This window comes from Streptomyces sp. NBC_00223 (genome assembly GCF_036199905.1).
Classification (GTDB): Bacteria; Actinomycetota; Actinomycetes; order Streptomycetales; family Streptomycetaceae; genus Actinacidiphila.
Window position 1 is genome coordinate 1,535,363 of the sequence record NZ_CP108109.1, and the last position, 25,467, is coordinate 1,560,829.

Here is a 25,467-nt window from a genome sequence, read left to right on the forward strand (position 1 = left end):
TCGCCGCGCAGCCATATCGCGGTCCCTCCCCTGGTGCGAGTCGCGTGCCGAATCGGCGCCACAACGCCGATGACCCTACGGCAACTTCAAGGCCGCGACCACAGTCTTCCTCGTATCCACAGGGTTCGAACCGGCGCAATCCGGTACGGCGCGGCGCCCCTCGGCAAAGCATTCACCAAGGGGACGCCTCCCCTTCACACGGGACGGCCGCACGCCCCGAACACCCCACCCGCCACTCGGCCCACTCCTGTCAGCGCGGGCCGCTCCCCTCCATCAGTGCGCGGCCGACTCCCAGTCCGTACCGACGCCCACCGACACATCCAGCGGCGCCCGCAGCGGATACGCCCCCGCCATCTCGCGGCGCAGCAGCTCCTCGACCTTCTCCCGCTCCCCGGGGGCGACTTCGAGCACGATTTCGTCGTGCACCTGGAGCAGCATCCGCGAGGTCAGCTTCTCCTCGGTCAGCGCCCGGTCCACCCGCAGCATCGCGATCTTCACGATGTCCGCGGCCGAGCCCTGGATCGGCGCGTTGAGCGCCATCCGCTCGGCCATCTCCCGCCGCTGCCGGTTGTCGCTGTTCAGATCCGGCAGGTAACGGCGCCGGCCGAGCAGCGTCGAGGTGTATCCCGTACCGCGGGCCTCCTCCACCACCCGGTGCAGATAGTCCCGCACGCCGCCGAACCGCTCGAAGTACGTCTCCATCAGCGCCCGCGCCTCGGCGGCCTCGATCCCCAGCTGCTGGGACAGCCCGAACGCCGACAGCCCGTACGCCAATCCGTACGACATCGCCTTGATCTTCCGGCGCATCTCCGCGTCCACCGCGTCCCGGGGCACCGAGAACACCTGCGAACCCACGGTGGTGTGCAGGTCCTCGCCCGAGGTGAACGCCGCGATCAGCCCCTCGTCCTCCGACAGGTGGGCCATCACCCGTAGCTCGATCTGGCTGTAGTCCGCCGTCAGCAGCGACTCGTACCCCGCGCCGACCACGAAGCCGCGCCGGATCGCCCGGCCCTCGTCGGTACGCACCGGCACGTTCTGCAAGTTCGGGTCCGTGGACGACAGCCGGCCCGTCGCCGCCACCGTCTGGCTGAACGAGGTGTGGATCCGCCCGTCCGGCGCGATCGTCTTGACCAGACCCTCCACCGTCACCCGCAGCTTGGCCTGTTCCCGGTGCCGCAGCATGATCACCGGCAGGTCGTGCTCGGTCTGGGCCGCCAGCCACGCCAACGCGTCGGCGTCCGTGGTGTAACCCGTCTTCGTCTTCTTCGTCTTCGGCAGACCCAGCTCACCGAAGAGCACTTCCTGCAGCTGCTTGGGCGAGCCCAGATTGAACTCGTGGCCCACCGAGGCGTGCGCCTCCGTCACCGCGTGCTGCACCGCAGCCGCGAACTGCTGCTCCAGGCCCTCCAGATGGGCCCGGTCCGCCGCGATCCCGGCCCGCTCCATCCGCGCCAGCAGCGCCGACGTGGGCAGCTCCACGTCGTGCAGCAGATCGACCGCGCCCACCTCCGGCAGCCGCTCGCCGAACACCGTGCCGAGGTCCAGCACCGTGCGCGCCTGGACCATCAGCGCCTCGGCGGCGGCCGCCTCGCCGTCCTCCTCCTCGCCGAAGGCCAGCTGTCCGCTCCCGGAGTCGGCCGGCGCCAGCTCCCGGCCCAGGTACTCCACCGACAGCACGTCCAGCGCGAACGAACGGCGGCCCGGCTTGATCAGATACGCCGCCAGCGCCGTGTCCATCGAGACGCCCGCCACCTGCCAGCCGTGCTCGGCGAACACCCGGGCCGCGTTCTTCGCGTTGTGCAGCACCTTCGGCCGGTCCGGGTCCGCCAGCCACGCGGCGAACGCCTTCTCGTCGGCCCCGTCCAGCACCGCCGGGTCGAACCACGCCGCGTCCTCCGCGGCGGCCAGCGCCACCTGCGTCACACCGCCGCTGCCCAGCGCCCAGGTGTCCACGCTCGCCAGCCCCAGCGCCTCGCCCGCGTGCGCCTCCAGCCAGTCCGGCAGCTCCCCCGCCGCCAGCACCCGGCCGTCCACGGCCACGCCCTCCGCGACCGCCGCCTCCTCCTGCTCCGCGCCCGGGTCCGCCGCGAACAGCCGCTCGCGGAAGTTCGGGTTGCGGAACTCCAGCGCGTCCAGCACCGTGCCCAGCGCCGTACGGTCGTACGCTCCCCGCTCCAACTGCTCGGGGGCCGCCGGCAGCGTCACATCACGGACCATCTCCGTCAGGCGGCGGTTCAGCTTGACCGCGTCCAGATGCGCCCGGAGGTTTTCGCCCGCCTTCCCCTTCACCTCGTCCGCGCGCTCGCACAGCTCCGCGAACGACCCGAACTGGATGATCCACTTCGCGGCGGTCTTCTCCCCCACCCCCGGGATGCCCGGCAGATTGTCCGACGGGTCGCCGCGCAGCGCCGCGAAGTCCGGGTACTGGCGCGGCGACAGCCCATACTTCTCCTCGACCTTCTCCGGTGTGAACCGGGTCAGCTCCGAGACGCCCTTGGTCGGATACAGCACCGTGACATGGTCGCTGACCAGTTGGAACGCGTCCCGGTCGCCGGTGACGATCAGCACCTCGTACCCCAGCGCCTCGGCCTGGGTCGCCAGCGTCGCGATGATGTCGTCCGCCTCGTACCCCTCCACCGCGAAGCGGCTCACCGCCATCGCGTCCAGCAGCTCGCCGATCAGCTCGACCTGGCTGCGGAACTCGTCGGGCGTCTTGGAACGCGTCGCCTTGTACTCCGGGTACTCGTCGAACCGCCATGTCTTGCGGGACACGTCGAACGCGACCGCCAGATGCGTCGGCTTCTCGTCACGCAGCGTGTTCGCCAGCATGGACGCGAAGCCGTAAATGGCGTTCGTCGGCTGGCCCGTGGCCGTATTGAAATTCTCCACGGGCAGCGCGTAGAACGCCCGGTACGCCAGCGAGTGCCCGTCCAGCAGCATCAGCCGCGGGCGGTCGGTCGTCGTCTTCGATGCTTTCTCTGCCACGTTCCCGATCCTCCCACGTACCACTGACAGTCCCGCCGCACGCCGCAGTCCGCCTCCGGCGCGGACCCCGGGCATGGACCCCGGCGTGCGGTCCCCCGGGCGCGGCCGCATGCGCGGATCGGACCCGCGCGTGCCCGCCCCCGCTGGGGTGTCCACAGCGCTCACCCGTGCAGCGCTGAGCCAAAGGCCGCGCCGGTGTCGAAAGAGACGATGAGCAAGGAGCGAAGGACGAGGAACGAGGAGTGAGCGACTGTCGAAGAGGACCGTCGACATCGGGTTCAAGCGGCCGGAGGCGAAGGGCGGGAGAAAAATGGCAGGATCGGGGACATGGCAAAGAAGCCGCCCATAGGTGACCCCGTACAGGACGCCCCGCACGTCACGGCGCCCCCGCACGCCGCGGCCGGGCTGCCCGCCGTCGTCCACAGCATGAGAAACGCCGAAGCCCAGATGGGCGCCCGCCGCACCGCACTCACCCTGCTCAGGGTCAACCAGAAGAAGGGCTTCGACTGCCCCGGCTGCGCCTGGCCCGAGGGCGATCACCGCCACACCTTCGAGTTCTGCGAGAACGGCGCCAAGGCCGTCGCCGAAGAGGCCACCCTCCGCCGTGTCACCCCTGACTTCTTCGCCGCCCACCCCGTCGCCGAACTCGCCCGCCGCAGCGGCTACTGGCTCGGCCAGCAGGGCCGCCTCACCGAGCCGATGTACCTGCCCGAAGGCGCCACCCACTACGAACCCATCGCCTGGGACCGCGCCTTCGACCTCATCGCCGGTGAACTCCGCGACCTCGACTCCCCCGACGAGGCCGTCTTCTACACCTCGGGCCGAACCAGCAACGAAGCCGCGTTCCTCTACCAGCTCTTCGCCCGCGCCTACGGCACCAACAACCTGCCCGACTGCTCCAACATGTGCCACGAGTCGTCCGGCTCCGCGCTCACCGAGACCCTGGGCGTCGGCAAGGGCAGCGTCCTGCTCGACGACCTCCACCGGGCCGAACTGATCATCGTCGCCGGACAGAATCCCGGCACCAACCACCCGCGCATGCTCTCCGCCCTCGAAAAGGCCAAGCGCGGCGGCGCCATGATCGTCAGCGTCAACCCGCTCCCCGAGGCCGGCCTCGAACGCTTCAAGAACCCCCAGACCGCGGCCGGACTGGCCGGCCCCGGTACCCGCCTCACCGATCTCCACCTGCCGATCCGGCTCGGCGGCGACCAGGCGCTCTTCCGCGCCCTCGGCCGCCTCCTGATCGAGGACGGCGCCCTCGACCACGACTTCATCGCCGCCCACACCCACGGATACGACGAGTACCGCGCCGCCGCGCTCGCCACCGACCGGGACGAGATCCGCACCGCCACCGGGCTCGCCGACGACGACATCCGGCGCCTGTACGCCCTCGTCCGCGGCGCCAGGAGCATCGTCGTCTGCTGGGCCATGGGCCTCACCCAGCACAAGCACTCCGTCCCCACGATCCGCGAAGTCGTCAACTTCCTCCTGCTCGGCGGCAACATCGGCCGGCCCGGCGCGGGCGTCTGTCCCGTACGCGGCCACTCCAATGTCCAGGGCGACCGCACGATGGGCATCTACGAACGTCCCGCCGCCGCCTTCCTCGACGCCCTAGGGCGCGAATTCGGCTTCGCACCCCCGCGTCACCACGGCCTCGACGTCGTCCGCGCCATAAGGGCGCTGCGCGACGGCGCCGCCAAGGTCTTCCTCGCCATGGGCGGCAACTTCGTCTCCGCCAGCCCCGACACCGACGTCACCGAGGCGGCCATGCGCCGGGCCCGGCTCACCGTCCATGTGTCGACCAAGCTCAACCGGTCCCACGTGGTCACCGGCGCCCGCGCCCTCATCCTCCCCACCCTCGGCCGCACCGAGAGGGACCACCAGGCCGGCGGCGACCAGTTCGTCACCGTCGAGGACTCCATGGGCATGGTCCACGCCTCCCGAGGCACCCTCGCCCCCGCCTCGCCGCACCTGCTCTCCGAACCCGCGATCGTCGCCCGGCTCGCCCAGGCCGTCCTCGGCCCCCGAAGCACCATCCCCTGGGCCGGCTTCGCCGACGACTACGACCTCGTCCGCGACCGGATCGCCCGCGTCATCCCCGGCTTCGACGACTTCAACACCCGGGTACGGCGCCCCGGCGGCTTCACCCTCCCCCACGGCCCGCGCGACTCCCGCACCTTCCCCACGGCCACCGGCAAGGCCAACTTCACGGCCGCGCCCGTCACTTACCCCCGGGTGCCCGCCGGCCGGCTGCTGCTCCAGACCATCCGCTCGCACGACCAGTACAACACCACCATCTACGGGCTCGACGACCGTTACCGGGGCATCAAGGGCGGCCGCCGCGTCGTCCTCCTCCACCCCGACGACGCCGCCGAACACGGCCTGCGCGACGGCGACTTCACCGATCTCGTCGGCGAGTGGACCGACGGCGCCGAGCGCCGCGCCGACGGCTTCCGCGTCGTCCACTACGCCACGCCCCGCGGCTGCGCCGCCGCCTACTACCCCGAGACCAACGTCCTCGTCCCCCTCGACCACACCGCCGACACCAGCAACACCCCGGCGTCCAAGTCGATCGTGATCCGCCTGGAACCCACGATCCCCGCACAGTCCTGAACCCTGAACCCACCCACCGAAGCACCCGGAACGCAGAACGGAGCCGACCCGCATGGGCGAGCAGACCACCACCCACTTCCCCCCGGAGATCCTGGAGCAGTACGCCGACCTCGGCGTCGATCTGCACGCCCTGTTCTCCGCGGGGCATCTCGGCGACCGCATGGGGATCGAGATCCTGCGCGCCGCGCCCGAGGAAGTGGTCGGCACCATGCCCGTCGAAGGCAACACCCAGCCCTACGGACTGCTGCACGGCGGCGCCTCGGCCGTACTCGCCGAAACCCTCGGCTCCGTCGGCGCGATGCTGCACGGCGGCCCGGGCAAGATCGCCGTCGGGGTCGACCTCAACGCCACGCACCACCGCGGTCTGCGCAGCGGCACGGTGACGGGAACGGCGACGCCCGTCCACCGGGGGCGCTCCTCGGCGACGTACGAGATCGTCATCACGGACGAGGCGGGCCGCCGCGTCTGCACCGCCCGGCTCACCTGCATGCTCCGGCCCGCGTCGCTGGCGACCCCGCCCACGGGCTGACCCGCCGGTACCGGGCCGTCGCCCGGACAGAGTCCGGCACGTACGCCTGGCGAGATATACGGATACCTTGGAATCAAAGGTGATGTGCCCCGGGTGGGATTTGAACCCACGCTGTCGGTGGTTTGAGCACCGTGCCTCTGCCGCTGGGCTACCGGGGCCTGCATAAGATTCAAAGGGCTCGACGAGTCCTCCGTGCCCTAACGATACAGGAGCTGGGTACGCTCTAGGGGCAGGTCCAGGCCCAGAACGAGGAGCACCGTGAGCGCCCCCGAAGAGTCCGCTACCCCGCAGGATGCGCAATCGCATGTGCCGCCGCTGACGACTCGCGTCGTGATCGCGGAGGACGAGGCGCTGATTCGGCTCGATCTCAAGGAGATGCTGGAGGAGGAGGGTTACTCCGTCGTCGGTGAGGCCGGGGACGGCGAAACCGCGGTGAAGCTCACGGAGGAACTGCGGCCCGACCTGGTGATCCTCGATGTCAAGATGCCGGTCCTGGACGGGATCTCCGCCGCCGAGCGGATCGCCGAGAACAAGATCGCGCCCGTGCTGATGCTGACGGCGTTCTCGCAGCGGGAGCTGGTGGAGCGGGCCAGGGACGCGGGCGCGATGGCGTACCTGGTGAAGCCGTTCACCAAGAGCGACCTCGTGCCGTCGATCGAGATGGCGGTGAGCCGGTTCCAGGAGCTGCGGGCGCTGGAGTCGGAGATCGCGGACCTGTCGCTGCGGCTGGAGACGCGCAAGCTGGTCGACCGGGCGAAGAGCGCGCTCCAGACGAAGTACGGGCTGTCGGAGCCGGCCGCCTTCCGGTGGATCCAGAAGACGTCGATGGACCGGCGGATGTCGATGCAGGCGGTGGCGCAGGCCGTGATCGAGGAGGTCACGGACTAGCGGTCCGCACCGCACGACGTACGACATGGGGAAGGGCCCGCGCCGGGTGTGGTCACCGGGCGCGGGCCCTTTCGCCGGTACGGCGTGAACGGCACGTACGGCCGGGGGATCAGTCCTCGCCGAGGTACGTCTTGCGGACCCCGTCGTCGTGCAGCAGGTCCTGGCCGGTGCCGGAGAGCTTGATCGTGCCGATTTCCATCACGTGGGCCTGGTCGGCGAGCGAGAGCGCGGCCTGCGCGTTCTGCTCGACCAGCAGGATCGTGGTGCCCTGTGCCTTCAGCTCGATGATCGTCGTCATGATCTTCTGCATCATGATCGGCGACAGGCCCATGGAGGGTTCGTCGAGCATGAGGAGTTTCGGCTGGGACATCAGGGCGCGGCCCATGGCGAGCATCTGCTGTTCGCCGCCGGAGAGGGTGCCCGCGGCCTGCTTGCGGCGTTCGCCGAGGATGGGGAAGAGGTCGTAGGCGCGCTGGATGTCCTTGGCGATTCCGGGGGCGTCCTTGCGGAGGAACGCGCCGAGTTGGAGGTTCTGTTCGATGGTGAGCCGGGGGAAGATGTGCCGGCCTTCCGGGGAGTGCGCGAGCCCGAGGGCGACGATCTTGTGCGCGGGGACCCGGGTGAGGCTCTTCCCGTCGAAGCGGACCTTGCCGCCGGTGGGCTTGAGCAGTCCGCTGAGGGTGCGGAGTGTGGTGGTCTTGCCGGCGCCGTTGGTGCCGATGAGGGTGACGATCTGGCCGGCCTCGACGGAGAAGCTGATGCCCTTGACAGCTTCGATCTTGCCGTAGGAGACGCGGAGGTCCTCGACTTCGAGCAGTGCGGTCATCGGTCGTTCTCCTGCTCGCTCGTGCCCTTGCCGCCCTGGTCGCCCTCGGCTCCGGCGCCGGAACCCGCCTCCGTACCCGCGCCCGCGCCCGCCTCCGGGCCGTCCCCCTCGTCCTCGGGCGCTCCCTCGAAGGGCTCGCCGAGGTAGGCGGCGATGACGCGTTCGTCGTTCTGGACGACTTCGGAGGTGCCCTCGATGAGCTTCTCGCCCTGGACGAGGACGGCGACGCGGTCGCAGAGGTTGAAGATGAACCGCATGTCGTGCTCGATGACGAGGACGGCGATGCCCTGGTCGCGGATGGCGAAGACCAGTTCCTCGGTGGCGCGGGTCTCCTGCGGGTTCATGCCGGCGGTGGGCTCGTCGAGGAGGAGGAGTCCGGGTTCGCTGGCGAGCGCGCGGGCGATCTCCAGCTTGCGCTGCTCGCCGTAGGGGAGGTTGCGGGAGAGGTGGTCGGCCTTGTCGGCGAGGCCGGTGAACGCGAGGAGTTCCATGGCGCGTTCACGCGACCGCGCTTCGGCCCGGTGGTAGCGGGGGCCGCGGATGAGCGCGGACAGAAGTCCTTCCTTGGTGCGGGTGTGGCGGCCGACCAGGACGTTCTCCAGCACGGTCATGTTGGCGAACAGCCGGATGTTCTGGAAGGTCCGGGCTATTCCGGCCTGGGTGACGAGGTGCGGCTTGGGGGGCAGTACGGTCCCCCGGTAGCTGACGGTGCCCTCGGTGGGGACGTACAGGCCGGTCAGACAGTTGAAGAAGGTGGTCTTGCCGGCGCCGTTGGGCCCGATGAGGCCGACGATCTCGCCGGTGTTGACGGTGAGGTCGACATCGCGGACGGCGGTGAGTCCGCCGAAGCGCATGATGACGCCGCGGGCTTCGAGCAGAGGGGTGCGGTCGGGCGTCCGCGCGGGGGTGGGCTGGGTGTCGGTCGTGGTGGTCATGGTGTCTTTCACGCCCCTGCCGTGTTGACGGGGAGGGTGTCGTCGCCCATGGGGCGCTGGGCCGGGATCAGGGTGTCGTCGTCGTGGAACTCCAGTCGGCGGCGCCGGTTGGCGATGATGCCCTCGGGGCGGAAGCGCATGATCAGGATGAGGGCGAGGCCGAAGGCGAAGAGTTCGTACCGCTGGAGGAAGCCCAGCTTCTCCGGGATGAGGTAGAGCAGGGCCGCGCCGAGGATGGGACCGCTGACCGTACCCATGCCGCCGAGGACGACGGCGGCGAGCAGGAAGGCGGAGTTGGGCGGCGCGGCGCCGGAGAACTGGTAGGGGCTGGGCACGACGTTGTAGGTGACGTGGGCGCTGACGGTTCCGGCGAGGCCGGCCAGCGAGGCGCCCAGCGCGAAGGCGATGAGCTTGACGCGGAAGCCGTTGATGCCCATGGCGGTGGCGGCGGTCTCGTCCTCGCGGATGGCGACCCAGGAGCGGCCGATACGGGAGTCGGCGGCGCGGGTGAAGATGAGGACGACGATGACGGTGATCAGCAGCATCAGCAGGTAGTAGTTGGCGAACCTGCCGAGCGTGAACGAGCCGATCTGGTGGGCGTTGCCGAGGTTGTAGCCGAAGACGGACAGGTCGGGGATCTGGGCGATGCCGTTGGGTCCGTTGGTGACCTTCGGGCCCGATACGCCGTCGAGGCTGTTGACGGCGAGCCGGAAGATCTCTCCGAAGCCGAGGGTGACGATGGCGAGGTAGTCGCCGCGCAGCCGGAGGGTGGGTGCGCCGATGAGGACGCCGAAGACGAGGCTGGCGGCCATGCCGGTGAGGGCGGCGCCCCAGAACGGGAACTGGACGCCGGACCAGATCGAGTACTGGGAGCCGGAGACCAGCGCGGCCGCGTAGGCGCCGACGCCGAGGAAGGCGACGTAGCCGAGGTCGAGCAGGCCGGTGAGGCCGACGACGATGTTGAGGCCGAGGGCGACGGTGCCGAAGATGAGGATGTTGACGCCGAGGTTGGCCCAGTGCTCGTTGTTCTGGGCGAACGGGTAGGCGATGGCCGCGAGCAGTCCCATGGAGATGGCGAACGGCCGGTGGGCGGTGGTCATGCCGGAGAACTGGCGGGTGAGCCCGGTGGCGCTCAGCGCCCAGAGGGTGAAGGCGACCAGGATCAGATAGCCGATGAAGATCTCGGTGTAGCCGGTGGCCAGTCCGTAGGTGAGGACCTTGAGGCCGAGGGCGGCGACGACGGTGATGATCAGCCGCTGGATCCAGCCGGGCAGCCGGGTGGGGTCGGCGACGGGCAGGTCGCTGTGCTGGAGGCGGGCTTCGCGGAGCCACCGGTAGGCGCTGCGTGCGGCGTTGTTCTGGGAGAGGCGGCCGAGTTCGTAGAACTCGGCGTCGGGGTCCTCGGCCGGGTGCCGGTGGATGGGCAGGGCGAGGGCGCCGATGAGCAGGACGAGGCTGCCGACGGCGGCGATGAAGCCGCCCGGGTCGAGGTTGGCCAGTCCGCCGAGTTCCTGGGCGATGGCGATGACGGTGTACCAGGTGGTGGCGAAGGTGCCGGCGGCGAGCAGCAGGATGCCGTTGTGGGAGCGGTTGGGCAGGAACCCGCGCAGGCCCTTGACGCCGAACGCGGCGACGACGAACAGCGCGCTGAGGATGCCGCCGACGAGGGTGAGGACCTGGAGGCCGCCGGGGTAGCCGGAGACGGTGAGGTCGCCGGGGAATTCGGTGGTGTAGGTCCAGGACAGGAAGGTGGAGGCGATCGTGGCGACGGCGCCGACGAGGGCGACGGCGCGGGCGGCGGCGGGCGGCAGGGGTACGTACGGCGCGACACGGCGGCCGCCGACGGGCGCGGTCGCCTCGACGTGCGCGGTGGTGGGGATGTCGGTCATGTGATCACGCCCTGTCCGCGACGCGCTCGCCGAGCAGGCCCTGCGGCCGGACGAGCAGGACGACGATGAGGAGGACGAAGGCCCAGACGTTGGCCCAGCTGCCGCCGCCGAGCTGCTGCATGCCGGGGATGTTGGAGACATAGGCGGAGGCGCAGGACTCGGCGACGCCGAGGACGAGTCCGCCGAGCATGGCGCCGTAGATGTTGCCGATGCCGCCGAGCACGGCCGCGGTGAACGCCTTCAGACCGGCCTGGAAGCCCATGTCGTATTTGATCTGGCCGTACTTGAGGCCGGAGGCGAGGCCGGCGATGGCGGCGAAGAGGCCGCCGATGGCGAAGGCGATGACGATGATGCGGTTGGTGTCGATGCCCATGAGCTGCGCGGTGTCGGGGTCCTGGGCGGTGGCCTGCATCGCGCGGCCGGTGCGGCTGGTGCGGACGAAGAAGGCCAGGCCGATCATGCAGATGACGGCGGCGGCGACGAGGAAGATGTCGCCGCGCTGAATGCTGATGGAGCCGACGTGGTACGGGTGGGTGCCGAGCTGGGGGAAGTTCACGGCGTTGTCGGCGCCGGGGTACCAGATAAAGATGGCCTGCTGGAGGGCGAGGGAGAGGCCGATGGCGGTGATGAGCGGTGCCAGGCGTGGCGCGTTGCGCAGCGGCCGGTAGGCGAAGCGTTCGGCGCCGACGGCGATCAGGACGGACACGATGGCGCCGCCTGCCAGCATGAGGGGCAGCGCGAGCCAGATGGACGTGCCGTGGGGGAGATTCGTCCAGACCGTGAGGGCTCCGAAGGACCCGGTCATGAAGATCTCGCCGTGGGCGAAGTTGATGAGCTGGACGATGCCGTACACCATCGTGTAGCCGATGGCGATGAGCCCGTACATCGAGCCGATGAACAGCCCGTTGGCCAGCTGTTGCGGCAGGGTGTGCACCGCATGGCCTCCATGTCGCTGGGGAGCAGGGGGGTGGGCAGGGACGTTGAGCGGGTGCGTGGCGCGAGCGGGGCGGGTGGCGCGCTCGGAGCGGTCGAGCGGTCCGGCCCGTCGGGCGGTGAGCGGTGATCGCCGGGCGGTGAGCGGGGGTACGCGGCGGGCCGCGCGGTCGGTGGGGTGACCAGCCGCGCGGCCCTGGGTGCTGCGGGTGGGGCGGTCAGCCGGTGTACGTACCGCTCTTGACGGCGACCCACTCGCCGCCCTTGACCTGGTACACGGTCAGCTGCTTGTTGGTGGTGTCGCCGAACTCGTCGAAGGACAGGTGTCCGGCGATGCCGTCGAAGTCGGTCTTCTGGACGGCGTCCACGAGCTTGGTGCGGGCGTCGTTGATGGCGGGCAGCGTGCCGCCGTTGGCGTCCATGACGGCCTTGACGCCGTTGATAATGGCGGTGGCGGCGTCGTAGGAGTAGCCGCCGTAGGTGCCGTAGTCGCCGGGGTAGCCCTTGGACTTGTAGGTGTTGATGAAGTCCTTGGCGGCCGGGAGCGTGGTGACGGGCACGCCGACGCTGGTGACGAGGTCGCCGTCGGAGGCCTGGCCGGCGGTCTTGATGTAGGTGTCGGAGAACATGCCGTCGCCGCCCATGAGCGGGATGTTGACGCCGGCCGCCTTGAGCTGCTTGGTGATCAGCTCGGACTCGTCGTACTGGCCGCCGTAGTAGAGGATGTCGGCGTGCGAGTTCCTGATCTTCGTGACCAGGGTGGAGAAGTCGGTGTCGCCGGTGTTGACGTGGTCGGTTCCGGCGATCTTGCCCCCGAGCTGGGCGAACTTGTCGTGGAAGATGCCCGCCAGGCCGGCGCCGTAGGTCTGCTTGTCGTCGACGACGAAGGCGGACTTCTTCTTGAGGGTGTTGTACGCGTAATCGGCCGCGAAGCCGCCCTGGAGGGCGTCGGTGGTGGCGGTACGGAAGTAGGTCTTGAAGGGGCGGACCTTCTTGCCGGTCGCCCAGTCCTTGCCCAGGGTCAGGGTGGGGTTGGTGTTCGCCGGTGAGATCTCGACCATGTTGGCGTTGGCGAAGACCTGCTGCATCGACTGCGCCACACCGGAGTTGAGCGGGCCGACGGCGGCGATGACGCTGTTGTCGGCCACCAGGGCGGTGGCGTTCTGCTGGCCGGAGGCGGGCAGCGCCTTGTCGTCCAGGGCCTTGACCTTGAAAGTGACGCCGGGCACCAAATGCTTGGCGTTGGCGTCGTCCACCGCGATCTGGACGCCGTACTGGAGTCCGAGGCCGGTGGCCGAGTTCTGGCCGGTGAGCGGGGCGTCGACGCCGATGACGACCGTAGTGGTGGTGGCGGTCGAACCGCCCCCGTCGTCGCCCTTCTTGCTGTCGTCGCCGCGCGAGCCGCAGGCGGTGAGGGAGAGCGCTCCAGTGGTGAGTACGGAGGTCAGAATCAGCAAGGAACGGTGTCGCACGATCAGTCCTTTCCCCTGGCGCGGCCGTCTCTGATGAGAGGCCGAGTCGCGCGCTGGAACCCGAACTGAACAAATCCGGTGGCGCGGTGACTGGCGGTGACTCTAGGCGCGTCACGGGGGGTCAGGCAGAGGTGTAGCGAAGAGTGTGACTGTCTTGTTATGCCAATCGGAAACTCTTGAGCTTTAATTGAGGTTGGCAGAACTTTTTGCGAACTTTGGGCGTTTTGCGGCAAGTCCGCATGATGAGAACCGGTACATCGGTGCAGGGTGAAGGCTTCCCGGACGATCATGGGCGAAGATCGGACAAGATCAGCCGGAACAGGATTACCGGACTCCGCAGGGGGTAGGGAGCGGCGGCGACGGGCGTCCCTATGCGTATTGCGGGCACGTTACGCAGTGTTAATTGCGATGTTCGGCTTTTCCGAAACAACGCCCCCGTCCGGCCGGTCGCCGAACAGGGGCGGGGTTTGCGGCAAGGCGCGATCTTTTCGGGCTCGGGTTCCGTCAGGACCAAAAAAGCACTCACGCATTACGTTCTTGAGAAATGCCGATGTCAGAGCCCTGCGGGCCTGACCGAGGCGGGCCTCAGACCTTCGGGGAGTCGTCCTCGCCGATGTGGTGGACGCGGACCATGTTGGTGGTGCCGGGCATCCCGGGCGGCGAGCCGGCCGTGATGACCACGACGTCGCCCTTCTTGCAGCGCCCGATCCGCAGCAGTTCCTCGTCCACCTGCTGGACCATCTCGTCGGTGGTCTGCACGGTCGGGCCGAGGAACGTCTCCACACCCCAGGTCAGATTGAGCTGGGAGCGGGTGGCGGGCTCCGGGGTGAAGGCCAGCACGGGGATCGGCGAGCGGTAGCGGGAGAGCCGGCGGACGGTGTCGCCGGACTGGGTGAAGGCCACCAGATAGCTCGCGCCGAGGAAGTCGCCCATCTCGGCGGCGGCCCGGGCCACCGCGCCGCCCTGGGTGCGTGGCTTGTTCTGATCGGTCAGCGGCGGCAGCCCGGCGGCGAGTACGTCCGCCTCGGCGGCGGCCACGATCCGCGACATCGTCTTGACCGTCTCGATCGGGTACTTGCCGACGCTGGTCTCGCCGGAGAGCATCACCGCGTCGGTGCCGTCGATCACGGCGTTGGCGACGTCGCTGGCCTCGGCGCGGGTGGGCCGGGAGTTGTCGATCATCGAGTCGAGCATCTGGGTGGCGACGATCACCGGCTTGGCGTTGCGCCTGGCGATGCTGACCGCGCGCTTCTGGACCAGCGGCACGGCCTCCAGCGGCATCTCGACGCCGAGGTCGCCGCGGGCCACCATGATCCCGTCGAAGGCGTCCACGATGGACTCCAGGTTCTCCACCGCCTGCGGCTTCTCGATCTTGGCGATGACCGGGACCCGGCGGCCCTCCTCCTCCATGATCCGCAGCACGTCCTCGTAGTCCCGCCCGGAGCGGACGAAGGACAGGGCGATGATGTCGGCCCCGATCCGCAGTCCCCAGCGCAGGTCGCGGATGTCCTTCTCGGACAGGGCGGGCACGGAGACCGCGACCCCGGGCAGATTGAGCCCCTTGTGGTCGGAGATCATGCCGCCCTCGATGACCATGGTGTGCACCCGCGGTCCCTCGACGGCGGTCACTTCGAGGGTGACCCGCCCGTCGTCCACGAGGATGCGCTCCCCGCGGGCCACATCGGCGACCAGACCCTTGTACGTGGTGCCGCAGATCTGCTGGTCACCCTCGATGTCGTCGACGGTGATGGTGAAGTCGTCGCCGCGTTCAAGGAGTACGGGCCCCTCGGCGAATCGGCCGAGCCTGATCTTCGGACCCTGAAGGTCGACCAGGACACCCACGCTGCGGCCGGTCTCGTCGCCGGCCTTGCGGACCCGTCGGTAGCGGTCCTCGTGTTCGGCGTAACCGCCATGGCTCAGATTCAGGCGGGCCACGTCCATTCCGGCCTCGACCAGGGCCTTGATCTGGTCGTAGGAGTCGGTGGCGGGGCCCAGAGTGCAGACAATTTTGGCTCGGCGCATGTTCCGAGCGTATGACTTACTCGTTGGTAGGGAACACGGGCCCGGCAACTCCCCAACGACGGCCGGATGAACCCTTGTTGACAAGTGTCGAAGTGTGCAGAGCCCCGCTCGGATGAGCAGATGTGTCACCCTCAGTGGCCGGTTGCGCGACTTACCGCGACTTACGCGTCAGGGGTGTCGCGAAGGGGCCGGTGTGGTCCAGAATCTACGCGCGTTGCACCCTCACGCGCGCCTCAGGCGCCACACGACCATTCAGGGAGACCGGAATGCCGCTCAACCGCAGGGACTTCATCAATCGTTCGGCCGCCACCGGCGCGGGTGTGGCGCTCGCCGGTACGGCGGGGGCGGTGGCGGCGGCCCCCGCGCAGGCGACCGAGCGGCACGGCGGCCGGCAGGCCCCTCGCCCGAGGACGTACAGCCTGCGGGTGCTGGGCACCACCGATCTGCACGGGCACGCCCTGAACTGGGACTACTTCACCGACGCCGAGTACGACGACGCCACCCACAACGACGTCGGCCTGGCCAAGATCGCCACCCTGGTCGCGCGCGCCCGCGCCGAGAAGGGCCACGACCGGACCCTGCTGATCGACGCGGGCGACATCATCCAGGGCACCCAGCTGTCGTACTACTACGCCCGGGTGGAGCCGATCACCGGCGCCGGGCGCGGACCGCGGCACCCGATGGCGCTGGCGATGAACCACATGAAGTACGACGCCGCCGCGCTCGGCAACCACGAGTTCAACTACGGCATCCCGCTGCTGCGCGCCTTCCAGGAGCAGTGCGACTTCCCGCTGCTGGCCGCCAACGCCGTGGACGCCAGGACGCTCAAGCCCGCCTTCCCGCCCTACCTGGTCAAGCGCCTGCGGGTGCCCGGCGGCCCCGACGTCAAGGTGGGTGTGCTCGGGCTGACCAACCCCGGCATCGCCGTGTGGGACAAGGCCAATGTCCAGGGCAAGATGGCCTTCCCCGGCCTGGTCGAACAGGCCCGGATCCATGTGCCCAGGCTCAGGGCGCTCGGCTGCGACGTGGTGATCTGTACCGACCACAGCGGCCTGGACGGCGGGACCTCGTACGGCGACGCGGTGCCGTTCCCGGAGAACGCCTCGTCGCTGGTGGCCGAGCAGGTGCCCGGCATCGACGCGATCCTGGTCGGGCACACCCATGTGGAGCGGCCCTGCACCCTGGTCACCAACGCCGAGACGGGCCGGAAGGTGGTGCTCTCCGAGCCGCTGATGTGGGGGATGCGGCTGAGCGTCTTCGACATCGACCTGGAGTTCACCCGCGGCCGCTGGCAGGTCACCTCGGTCACCGCCGAGGTCCGCAATGCCAACACCGTGCCCGAGGACCCGGCGGTCGCCCGGCTGGTGCGGGCCGAGCACCGCAAGGTCGTGGACTACGTCAACCAGGTCGTCGGCACCTGTACGCAGGCGATGTCCGCGACCGAGTCGACGTACAAGGACACCCCGATCATCGACTTCGTGAACCTGGTGCAGTCCGACACCGTCAAGGCGGCCCTGGCGGGCACCCCGTACGCGGATCTGCCGGTGCTCTCGGAGGCGTCCTGCTTCTCGCGGACGGCGTCGATCCCGGCCGGGCAGGTGTCGCTGCGTGACGTGGCGGGCCTGTACGTCTACGAGAACACCCTGGACGCCAAGATCCTCACCGGCGCCCAGGTCAAGGACTACCTGGAATGGTCGGCGGCCTACTACACACGGACCGCGCCCGGCGCGCCCGTGGACCCGGCCGCGCTGACCAACGCGAACAACACGCCCGACTACTCCTACGACGTGCTCAGCGGCGTGTCCTACGACATCGACGTGGCGCAGCCGGCCGGGTCGCGGATCGTGAACCTCACCTTCGGCGGCGCGCCGATCGACCCGGCGGCCCGCTTCGTACTGGCGGTCAACAACTACCGCTCCAGCGGCGGCAGCAACTACCCGCACATCGCGACCGCGCAGTCGGTGTGGTCCGACTCCGACGAGATCCGCAACACGATCATCGCCTGGGTGCAGGCCCACGGGACGATCGACCCGGCGGCCTTCGGCGGCGACGAGTGGCGGCTCACCCGCGCGGGAGTGCCGCTGTTCGGCTAGCGGCATCCCCGGCCGCTTCCTGGGAGCCCTCGGCCCGGGGGCCGCCGCCGAGTCCGAAGGTGGTGAAGGCGGTCCTGTCCGGCAGGGGGTAGTGCTCCTCGCCGGTCAGGGCCGCGGTCAGGTCGTTGAGCACGACGGCGGCCCGCCAGGCGGCCAGGCCCAGGTCGGGTGCGCCGACGCCGTGGGTGTGGCGTTCGGCGTTCTGCACGTAGACATGCCCGGTGACCGCCGGGTCGAGGACGACACGGTGCCGGGCGTCGATCTTCGGCCGCCCGGCGGAGTCGCGCCGCACATAGGGGTCGAGGGGGCCGAGCAGCCGGTCGAGCGGGCGCTCGCGGTAGCCGGTGGCCAGCACCACGGCTTCGGTGACCAGCCGGCTGCGGGTGCCCTGGTCGGCGTGTTCCAGATGGAGTTCGATGCCATGGGCGCCGATCCGGCCGGCCGTGCGCACGGACACACCAGGGGTGAGGACGGCGTCGGGCCAGCCGCCGTCGAGGGTGCGGCGGTAGAGCTCGTCGTGGATCGCGGCGATCGTCTCGGCGTCGATGCCCTTGTGCAGCTGCCACTGGCCGGCCACGAGCCGGTCGCGTACGTCCTCGTCCAGGCCGTGGAAGTAGCGGGTGTAGTCCGGGGTGAAGTGTTCCAGGCCGAGCTTGCTGTACTCCATGGGCGCGAAGGCGGGGGTGCGGGCCAGCCAGGTCAGCCGCTCGCGGCCGGCCGGGCGGGCCCGCAGCAGGTCGAGGAAGATCTCGGCGCCGGACTGGCCGGAGCCGACGACGGTGACGTGGTCGGCGGCCAGCAGCCGTTCGCGCTGCTCCAGGTAGTGCGCGGAGTGGACGACGGGCACGGCGGGCGCCTCGGCCAGCGGGCGCAGCGGTTCGGGTACGTGGGGCTCGGTGCCGATGCCGAGGACGAGATGGCGGGCGTGGGTGCGGCCCAGCGCCTCGGCCTCGCCCTGGGCGTCGAGGTGGGTGTGGTCGATCTCGAACAGGGCGCGGCCGGGGTTCCAGCGCACGGTGTCGACCTGCTGCCCGAAGTGGGTGGTGGGCAGGCCCTCGGCGACCCAGCGGCAGTAGGCGTCGTACTCGGCGCGGTGCACATGGAAGCGCTCGGCGAAGTAGAAGGGGTACAGCCGCTGCCGGGTCCTGAGCCAGTTGAGGAACGACCAGCGGCTGGTGGGGTCGGCGAGGGTCACCAGGTCGGCCAGGAAGGGGACTTGGAGGGTGGCGCCGTCGATCAGCAGGCCGGGGTGCCAGTGGAAGCCGGGGCGCTGGTCGTAGAAGGCGGTGGTGAGACCGGGGACGGCGTCGGCGAGGGCGGCGAGCGAGAGGTTGAAGGGGCCGATGCCGACGCCGAGCAGGTCGAGGGGTGAGGCGGCGGGGCGGCCGGTGGGTGCCGCCGAGCTGTCCCGCGCGGTGGGTGTTGCGGGGGGTGTGGGGGGTGTGGGGGCGTTCATCGCTCGGTGGGACCTTCCGTCGTCAGCTGGAGGAGCGCGTCGAGGTCGTCGGGGCGGACATGCGGGTTGAGCAGGGTGGCCTTGAGCCACAGCTGTCCGTCGGCGCGGGCCCGGCCGAGCACGGCGCGGCCCTCGTACAGCAGGCGGCGGCGCAGTTGCGCGGTCTGCTCGTCGCTCGCGTCGGTGGGGCGGAAGAGCACGGTGCTGATGGTGGGGGGTCCGTACAGGGTCAGCGCCGGGTGGCGGTCGATACGGGCGGCGAACTCGGTGGCGAGGTCGCAGACGGCCTCCACGAGGGCGCCGATGCCGTCGCGGCCGAGGGCGCGCAGGGTGACGGCGATCTTGAGGATGTCGGGGCGGCGGGTGTTGCGCAGCGAGCGGCCGAGCAGGTCGGGCAGGCCGGCCTCGGTGTCGTCCTCGGCGTTGAGGTAGTCGGCCTGGTGGGTCAGCGGGCGCAGGGCGGCGCCGTCGGGTACGGCGAGCAGCCCGGCGGCGACCGGCTGCCAGCCGAGTTTGTGCAGGTCGAGGCTCACGGAGACGGCGGACTGCAGCCCTTCGAGCTTGTGGGCCTCGCGGTCGCTGAAGAGCAGCGGTCCGCCGTAGGCGGCGTCGACGTGGAGTTCGGCGCCGTGGGCGGTGGTGATCTTGGCGATGTCGGGCAGCGGGTCGATCGCGCCGGAGTCGGTGGTGCCCGCGGTGGCCACCACCAGGGGCCGGCCGGGGAGTTCGTCGAGCGCGCCCTGCACGGCGGCGGGGTCGAGGACACCCGCGGGGGTGTCGATGACAAGGGGGCTGGGCAGTCCGAGCAGCCAGGCCGCGCGCTGCACGCTGTGGTGGGCGTTGGCGCCGCAGACGATCTGCACCCGGGGGCCGCCGGCGGCGCGTTCTCGGGCCAGTAGCAGGGCGAGCTGGTTGGACTCGGTGCCGCCGGTGGTGACCAGGGCCTCGGGCGCGGGCAGGTCGGGGTAGACCAGGGCGGCGAGCGCGGTGGTGACCCGGGCCTCCAGTTCGCTGGAGGCGGGCGCCTGGTCCCAGGAGTCCAGCGAGGGGTTCAGCGCGGAGACCGCGAGGTCGGCCGCGGCGGCGACCGCCAGCGGTGGGCAGTGCAGATGGGCCGTGGTCCAGGGCTCGGCCGGGTCGGCGGAGCCCGCGGCGAGCGCGTGCACAAGGGTGTGCAGGGCTTCGTGCTCCCCGGTGCCGCCGCGCGGCAGCGCGTCCCGCACGGTGTCGGCGATCGCGGCGGCGACGGCGTCGGGACCGCCGCGCGGTACCGCGCCACCGCGCGCCTTGGCCCCTTCGGCGAGTGCGGCGAGTACGGTGTCGACCAACGGCCGCATGTCGTCGGACCCTTGTCGTCCGCCTGCGAGTCCGGGCATGGGCATGGGTTTTCCTCACTCGGCGGCCGGTCGGGGTCGCCGTGCTCAACGACCCTTGAGCCGAATGGGTACGAGAGGCCGCGCCGCGGCCGGCTCTCCGCGGGTGCGTGGCCGAAGTCGGCACGCGTCAGGGGGAGTTTACGGGAGAAGGGGCACATCCTCACTCCCGGTCACGCTGCTTGGGCCATCAGTTATCGGTATCGACACACAACAGGCCCAAAGCCAGCGGGTTCATGACGGTCGGTCACACGACGGCGTACGCCCGGCGGCCGGACCGGGCCTCAAGGCGTGACCGATTCGATGCGGTGATCGATCGCGATCAGGAATCGGCGTTGGACGCCGGAGCACAACGTCCTGCATGCTCTGGTGCATGACACAGCACGCGCTCGCGGGGAGGTCCGGACGGGGTCCGGCCCGCGGTGCCGTGCGCGGTCGTGTGCGCGCCCCCGGGGCGGCGCCGCGACTGACCCAGCGCAGGGTGATCGACTTCGGGACGGGTACGTCCGCCAGCTGTCGCTGTAGCTGAACTCCCCCGCCGGCCCGCGCTCGCGCGTCGGCGCTCCGTGCTCGCACGCCGTACGCCGCCCGCCGGCGTCACACCCCCTCGCGCCCGTGATCCTCCGGCCGCGCCCCTCCGCCGTGCCGTCCGCCCGCTGCCGGGCCGACGGTGGCGGTCCCTTGTCACAAGGACGCCTCATGACTTCCGTCAGCACTTCCGTCAGCGCAGTCCCCGATGTCGTCGCGTGGGAGCCCCCTGCGGGGCTCGCCCCGCGCGGCACGGTCGTGCTGCTGCCCGGCCGCGGGGAGGACCCGCGGCTGTACGAGCGCTTCGGGGCGCGGCTGGCGGCCGACGCCTACCGGGTGCGGGCCGTGGCCGATCCGACCCTGTGGCCCGAGGCCGCGACCGGGCAGGTCAGGGCGCTGCTGGCGGACGAGCGGCTGCCTCGGCCGCTGGTGCTGGCCGGGTCGGACGCGGGGGCGCTGTTCGCGGTGGGTCTGGTCGCCGCCGGTGAGGTGGACGTGGACGCGCTGGTGCTGGCCGGGCTGCCCGCCGGCCCGCACGGGCCGGCGCCCGCGGGCTGGGACGAGGAGCTGGAGTCGCGTACCGCCTGCTCGACCCACCGCGGCCGGCTCGCCGAGGACGGACTGCTGCGGCGCGGCGCGCTGTACGACCCGCCGCCGGCGGACTGGTACGAGCGGGCCGACCTCGCCGCAGTCCGGGTGCCCGTACTCGCGCTGCACGGCGCGGCGGACCCGGTCAGCCCGCCGGCGGCGGCCCGGGAGCGGTACGCGGCCGCGCCCCGGCTGGAGTTGGTCAGCCTGGTCGGCGGGCGGCACGACGCGCTCAACGACGCGACGCACCGGACGAGCGCGGCGACCGTGCTGCTCTTCCTCGAACGGGTCCGCGAGGGCGCCGACGCGCCCGCCATCGCCGTACGGGAGAACGTGGCCGAACCGGAGGCCGAACCGGAGGCCGTGCCCGGGACCGTGGCTGAGCCCGAGACCGCCGCCGAACCCGAGACCGTCGCCGTACCCGTACCCGTACCCGAGAACGTGGCCGTGGCTGAGCCCGAGGCCGCCGCTGAACCCGAAGCCGCCGCCGAACCCGAGACCGTGGCCGAACCCGAGACCGTGGCCGGGACCGAGACCGCCGCCGTGCCCGAGGCCGCCGCCGAACCCGAAGCCGCCGCCGCGCCCGGGACCGCCGCCGTACGAGAGGAGCCGCGGCCGTGACGCGCTATGTGATCATCGGCGCGGGCGCCGTCGGCGTGATCCTCGCCGAGGGCCTGCACCGGGCCGGCGCGCAGGTGCTGCTCGTCGCCCGTGGCGGCCAGCTCGCCGCGCTGCGCGAGGACCGGCTGCGGCTGGCCCGGCCGGACGGGACGACGACGCTGCGCCTGCCGTACGCCGCAGGCCCCGACGAGGTCGCGCTCACCGGGGACGACGTACTGGTCCTGGCGGTGAAGTCGCAGGACGCCGAGCAGACCCTGGCGGACTGGGCGTGGCGCCCGGTGGCCCGCGCCGACGGCGGCCAGGACACCGCCGCCGCGGCGCTGCCCGTGGTGACGCTCCAGAACGGTCTGGACAGCGAACGGATCGCGCTGCGCCGGTTCGCCGCCGTACTGGGCGCGGTGGTGTGGGTGCCGGGTGAGCACGTCGAGGCGGGCGTGGTGGTCTCGCCGGCCGCCCCGACCCCGGCGGCGCTGTGGATCGGCCGCTACCCCGGCGGCACCGGACACCCCGTGCTGGCGCGGCTGGCCGCCGATCTGTCGGCGGCGTCCTTCGCCGTGCAGATCGTGCCGGACATCATCGCGTGGAAGACCGACAAGCTGGCGCTCAACACCGTCAACGCCCTCGACGCGCTCTACCGCCGCAGCCCGCTGCGCGAGCGGGCGGCCGGGCTGCTCGCCGACGAGGCCCGGGCGGTCTTCGCGCGGGCGGGCCTGCCGGTCGTGGACCGTACCGCCCGTATCACCCAGGACCTGTCCGGCTTCGTCGTCCGGGACGTGCCGGGCCATCCGCGCGGCGGTACGTCCACCTGGCAGAGCCTGGCCCGGTCGGGCTCCCTCGAAGTGGACTTCCTCAACGGCGAGGTGGTCCTCCAGGCCCGCCTCGCCGGTACGGACGCGCCCGCCAACGCCGCGGTGCTGGAACGCCTGCGCCGCGCGGCCCGCGAGGGCACGGCGGCCGGTTCGCTCGGCGACGCCGACCTCGCGGCGACCGTACCGGGCCTGCGGCCGCCCGTACTGGTCACGGTCGACGAACTGCGGGCCGAACTCGCGGGCGAGCGGCCCCCGTTGCTGCTCGATGTGCGCTGGGCGCTCGGCGACCCGGACGGCCGCAAGCACTACGCGGACGCCCACATCCCCGGCGCGCTCTATGTCGACCTGGACACCGAACTCGCCGCCCCCGCGCGGCCGGAGCTGGGCCGGCACCCGCTGCCCGACCCCGCCGAGCTCCAACGGCACGCCCGCCGCTGGGGAGTCACCGCGCGGCGCCCGGTGGTGGTCTACGACGACGCCGGCGGCCTGGCCGCCGCCCGCGCCTGGTGGCTGCTGCGCTGGGCGGGCGTGGCGGACGTACGGATTCTGGACGGTTCGCTGGCCGCGTGGCGCGCGGCGGACGCACCGCTGGGGTCCGGCGAGGAGTACGCCGCCGGGCCCGGCGACATCGTGCTCAGCCCGGGGAGGCTGCCGGTGATCGACGCCGGGCGGGCGGCCGTACTGCCCGCCGGCGGTGTGCTGCTGGACGCCCGCGCCGGGGAGCGCTACCGCGGCGAGAGCGAGCCGGTCGACCCGCGCGCGGGCCACATTCCCGGCGCGGTCAGCGCCCCGACCGGCCAGAACCTCGACGCCGACGGCCGCTTCGCCGACGCCGGCCGGCTCCGTGAGCGGTTCGCCGCGCTCGGCGTCGGCCCGGAGACGGCGGTCGGCGTGTACTGCGGCTCCGGGGTGACGGCCGCACACCAGATCGCCGCCCTCGCCGTCGCGGGCGTCGACGCGGCGCTGTACCCGGGCTCCTGGTCGGCGTGGTCGTCCGACCCCGGGCGTCCTGCGGCCACCGGTCCCGAACCCGGTACGCCCCAACTCCCAGGGGGAGAGCGATGAGTACGAGTGAGATCTCCCGGCGGCAGCCGGTCCAGGCGCCGGGCGCCGCCGAGCCGCCGGCCCGGGCGGACAGCTCCGGCGGGGACCCGCCGGCCAAGGAGCCGCACGCGCGGCGCCCCGACCTGTCGCGGGGCGGCACCGAGACGATCCGCCCGGCCCATGTACGGGCGCGCTGGCACATACCGCGTCCGGTACGCCGCTCCTTCGGTCCGATCGGCGCGCTGCTGCTGTGGTGGCTGCTGAGCGCGACCGGGGTCCTCTCCACCGACACGCTGGCCTCCCCGGTGGCGGTCTTCCACAAGGGCTGGGAGCTGACCGCCGACGGGAAGCTCGGCTCCGCGATCTGGGCGTCGGCCCAGCGGGTGATCGAGGGCTTTGTGATCGGCGCGGTCGCGGGCACCGCGCTGGCCCTGCTGGCCGGGCTGTTCCGGCTCGGCGAGGACCTGATCGACGCGACCGTCGGCATGCTGCGCGCGCTGCCCTGGGTGGGTCTGATCCCGCTGTTCATCGTGTGGTTCGGCATCGACGAGCGGCCGAAGATCGCCCTGGTGGTGATCGCGGTGACCTTCCCGCTGTACTTCAACATCTACGCGGGCATCCGCGGTGTCGACCCGCAACTGGTCGAGGCAGGTGTGGTGCTGGGCCTCAGCCGCTGGGGCCAGATCCGGCACATCGTGCTGCCCGGCGCCCTGCCCGGCGCCCTCGTCGGCCTGCGGTACGCCCTCGGCAGCGCCTGGCTGGCCCTGGTCTTCGCCGAGCAGATCAACGCGACCAACGGCGTCGGCTTCCTGATGAACAACGCCGAGCAGTTCTTCCAGACCGACGTGATCGTGGTGTGTCTGGTGGTCTACGCCGTCCTCGGGCTGGTCAGCGATCTGATCGTCCGGCTCGGCACGAAGTATCTGCTGTCCTGGCGCGCATCCTTCGACGGAGCATGACGATGAGCACTGCACAGACCACTCCCCCCGAGGCCGCTTCCGCGCGGGACTCCTCCGCGCAGGCCGTTCCCACGTCGGCCGTTCCCGCGCCGGCTCCCGGGGACTCGGACACATCGGTCCGGGTCCGCGGCCTGGTACGGGCGTTCGGCCCGCGCCGGGTGATCGACGGGCTCGATCTCGACATCGCGCCCGGTGAGTTCGTCGCCCTGCTCGGCCACAGCGGCTGCGGCAAGAGCACGCTGCTGCGGGTGCTGGCCGGCCTCGACCGCGACATCGAGGGGACGGTCACGGTGCCTCGGCGCCGCGCGGTGGCCTTCCAGGCGCCCCGGCTGCTGCCCTGGAAGCGGGTCTGGCGCAATGTCGTGCTCGGTCTGCCGGGCCGCGCCGACCGGGCGCTCGCCGAGCGCTATCTCGCCGAGGTCGGGCTGTCGGAACGGGCCTCGGTGTGGCCCAAGACGCTCTCCGGCGGCGAGGCGCAGCGCGTCTCCCTCGCCCGCGCGCTGGTCCGCAGGCCCGATCTGCTGCTGCTCGACGAGCCGTTCGGCGCGCTCGACGCCCTGACCCGGGTCAAAGCACAGCAGTTGGTGGGCGAGCTGTGGATCCGGCACAACTGCGGGGTCCTGCTGGTCACCCACGACGTGGAGGAGGCCGTGCTCCTCGCGGACCGGGTGCTGGTGATGAAGGACGGCGCGATCGCCCACGAGGCGGTGGTCGGCCTGCCCCGGCCCCGGGACATCGCCTCCCCCGCCTTCGTGGCGCTGCGCACCGAACTGCTCGGCCGGCTCGGAGTGGGCCCCGGCACCGCGCCGGACGCCACGGGCCTCGCCGAGGACGGTACAGCCACCGACGCGGTCTCCGACCCGGGCCCCGCAGCCGCCGCTTGACACCCCCGAGGCGGCGGGCC

Annotated in this window: 17 protein-coding genes, 1 tRNA gene and 1 pseudogene; 9 read left to right on the plus strand and 10 right to left on the minus strand. The window is 71.3% G+C overall.

What is annotated here, in order from left to right:
- Positions 1 to 273 precede the first annotated feature (273 nt).
- Complete coding sequence (gene polA, locus OHA30_RS06480; protein WP_328912828.1) at positions 274 to 2,985, minus strand: DNA polymerase I; 2,712 nt, start codon at positions 2,983 to 2,985, stop codon at positions 274 to 276.
- A gap of 327 nt (positions 2,986 to 3,312) precedes the next feature.
- Between polA and OHA30_RS06485 the strand changes: the two genes are divergently transcribed.
- Both OHA30_RS06485 and OHA30_RS06490 read left to right on the plus strand, forming a co-directional pair.
- Positions 3,313 to 5,598, plus strand: coding sequence for an FdhF/YdeP family oxidoreductase (locus OHA30_RS06485; RefSeq protein ID WP_328912829.1), 2,286 nt, complete (start codon positions 3,313 to 3,315; stop codon positions 5,596 to 5,598).
- A 52-nt stretch (positions 5,599 to 5,650) separates the two neighbouring features.
- Positions 5,651 to 6,127 carry a PaaI family thioesterase gene (locus OHA30_RS06490; RefSeq protein WP_328912830.1) on the plus strand — a complete coding sequence of 159 codons (477 nt, stop codon included), beginning with the start codon at positions 5,651 to 5,653 and terminating at the stop codon, positions 6,125 to 6,127.
- Positions 6,128 to 6,212: 85 nt separating this feature from the next.
- Here the strand turns inward: OHA30_RS06490 and OHA30_RS06495 are convergent.
- Positions 6,213 to 6,285 (minus strand) — tRNA-Leu (locus OHA30_RS06495).
- Between the two features lie 100 nt (positions 6,286 to 6,385).
- Between OHA30_RS06495 and OHA30_RS06500 the strand changes: the two genes are divergently transcribed.
- Positions 6,386 to 7,015 carry an ANTAR domain-containing response regulator gene (locus tag OHA30_RS06500; RefSeq protein ID WP_328912831.1) on the plus strand — a complete coding sequence of 210 codons (630 nt, stop codon included), beginning with the start codon at positions 6,386 to 6,388 and terminating at the stop codon, positions 7,013 to 7,015.
- A gap of 109 nt (positions 7,016 to 7,124) precedes the next feature.
- On the opposite strand, the gene OHA30_RS06505 is transcribed toward OHA30_RS06500, so the two are convergent.
- The 6 genes from OHA30_RS06505 to pyk form a co-directional block, all read right to left on the minus strand.
- The gene (locus OHA30_RS06505; RefSeq protein ID WP_328912832.1) at positions 7,125 to 7,841 is read right to left on the minus strand and encodes an ABC transporter ATP-binding protein; all 717 of its coding nucleotides are present in this window, start codon (positions 7,839 to 7,841) and stop codon (positions 7,125 to 7,127) included.
- On the minus strand, positions 7,838 to 8,776 hold the full coding sequence (locus OHA30_RS06510) for an ABC transporter ATP-binding protein (RefSeq protein ID WP_328912833.1): 939 nt from the start codon (positions 8,774 to 8,776) through the stop codon (positions 7,838 to 7,840). The genes OHA30_RS06505 and OHA30_RS06510 overlap by 4 nt, the downstream gene beginning before the upstream one ends.
- 8 nt (positions 8,777 to 8,784) lie before the next feature.
- Positions 8,785 to 10,665: a branched-chain amino acid ABC transporter permease gene (locus tag OHA30_RS06515; protein WP_328912834.1), complete on the minus strand. Its 1,881-nt coding sequence runs from the start codon at positions 10,663 to 10,665 to the stop codon at positions 8,785 to 8,787.
- Between the two features lie 4 nt (positions 10,666 to 10,669).
- Positions 10,670 to 11,599, minus strand: coding sequence for a branched-chain amino acid ABC transporter permease (locus tag OHA30_RS06520; RefSeq protein ID WP_328912835.1), 930 nt, complete (start codon positions 11,597 to 11,599; stop codon positions 10,670 to 10,672).
- Positions 11,600 to 11,816: 217 nt separating this feature from the next.
- A complete protein-coding gene (locus OHA30_RS06525) occupies positions 11,817 to 13,070 on the minus strand; it encodes a branched-chain amino acid ABC transporter substrate-binding protein (protein WP_328912836.1) in 1,254 nt (417 codons plus the stop codon).
- A gap of 585 nt (positions 13,071 to 13,655) precedes the next feature.
- Entirely contained in the window at positions 13,656 to 15,092 is a 1,437-nt protein-coding gene (pyk, locus tag OHA30_RS06530; protein ID WP_328912837.1) for a pyruvate kinase, read from the minus strand.
- A 266-nt stretch (positions 15,093 to 15,358) separates the two neighbouring features.
- On the opposite strand from pyk, the gene OHA30_RS06535 reads away from it, so the two are divergent.
- Entirely contained in the window at positions 15,359 to 17,185 is a 1,827-nt protein-coding gene (locus OHA30_RS06535; RefSeq protein ID WP_328912838.1) for a bifunctional metallophosphatase/5'-nucleotidase, read from the plus strand.
- Here OHA30_RS06535 and OHA30_RS06540 read toward each other — a convergent pair.
- Positions 17,154 to 18,641, minus strand: coding sequence for a lysine N(6)-hydroxylase/L-ornithine N(5)-oxygenase family protein (locus OHA30_RS06540; protein WP_328912839.1), 1,488 nt, complete (start codon positions 18,639 to 18,641; stop codon positions 17,154 to 17,156). The genes OHA30_RS06535 and OHA30_RS06540 overlap by 32 nt on opposite strands.
- Positions 18,638 to 20,023: a pyridoxal phosphate-dependent decarboxylase family protein gene (locus OHA30_RS06545; protein ID WP_405785750.1), complete on the minus strand. Its 1,386-nt coding sequence runs from the start codon at positions 20,021 to 20,023 to the stop codon at positions 18,638 to 18,640. The genes OHA30_RS06540 and OHA30_RS06545 overlap by 4 nt, the downstream gene beginning before the upstream one ends.
- 690 nt (positions 20,024 to 20,713) lie before the next feature.
- Between OHA30_RS06545 and OHA30_RS06550 the strand changes: the two genes are divergently transcribed.
- The 5 genes and pseudogenes from OHA30_RS06550 (at position 20,714) to OHA30_RS06570 (ending at position 25,447) form a co-directional block, all read left to right on the plus strand.
- Entirely contained in the window at positions 20,714 to 21,751 is a 1,038-nt protein-coding gene (locus OHA30_RS06550; RefSeq protein WP_328912841.1) for an alpha/beta hydrolase, read from the plus strand.
- 8 nt (positions 21,752 to 21,759) lie between these two features.
- A pseudogene (locus OHA30_RS06555) lies at positions 21,760 to 22,668 on the plus strand (ketopantoate reductase family protein); the annotation flags it as partial.
- 81 nt (positions 22,669 to 22,749) lie between these two features.
- Positions 22,750 to 23,625 (plus strand): sulfurtransferase, encoded by an 876-nt coding sequence (locus tag OHA30_RS06560; RefSeq protein WP_328917762.1) that lies wholly within the window; start codon positions 22,750 to 22,752, stop codon positions 23,623 to 23,625.
- Positions 23,622 to 24,563 carry an ABC transporter permease gene (locus OHA30_RS06565; protein ID WP_328912842.1) on the plus strand — a complete coding sequence of 314 codons (942 nt, stop codon included), beginning with the start codon at positions 23,622 to 23,624 and terminating at the stop codon, positions 24,561 to 24,563. Before OHA30_RS06560 ends, OHA30_RS06565 begins: the two co-directional genes overlap by 4 nt.
- Before the next feature lie 2 nt (positions 24,564 to 24,565).
- On the plus strand, positions 24,566 to 25,447 hold the full coding sequence (locus tag OHA30_RS06570; protein WP_328912843.1) for an ABC transporter ATP-binding protein: 882 nt from the start codon (positions 24,566 to 24,568) through the stop codon (positions 25,445 to 25,447).
- The last annotated feature ends 20 nt before the right edge of the window (positions 25,448 to 25,467 follow it).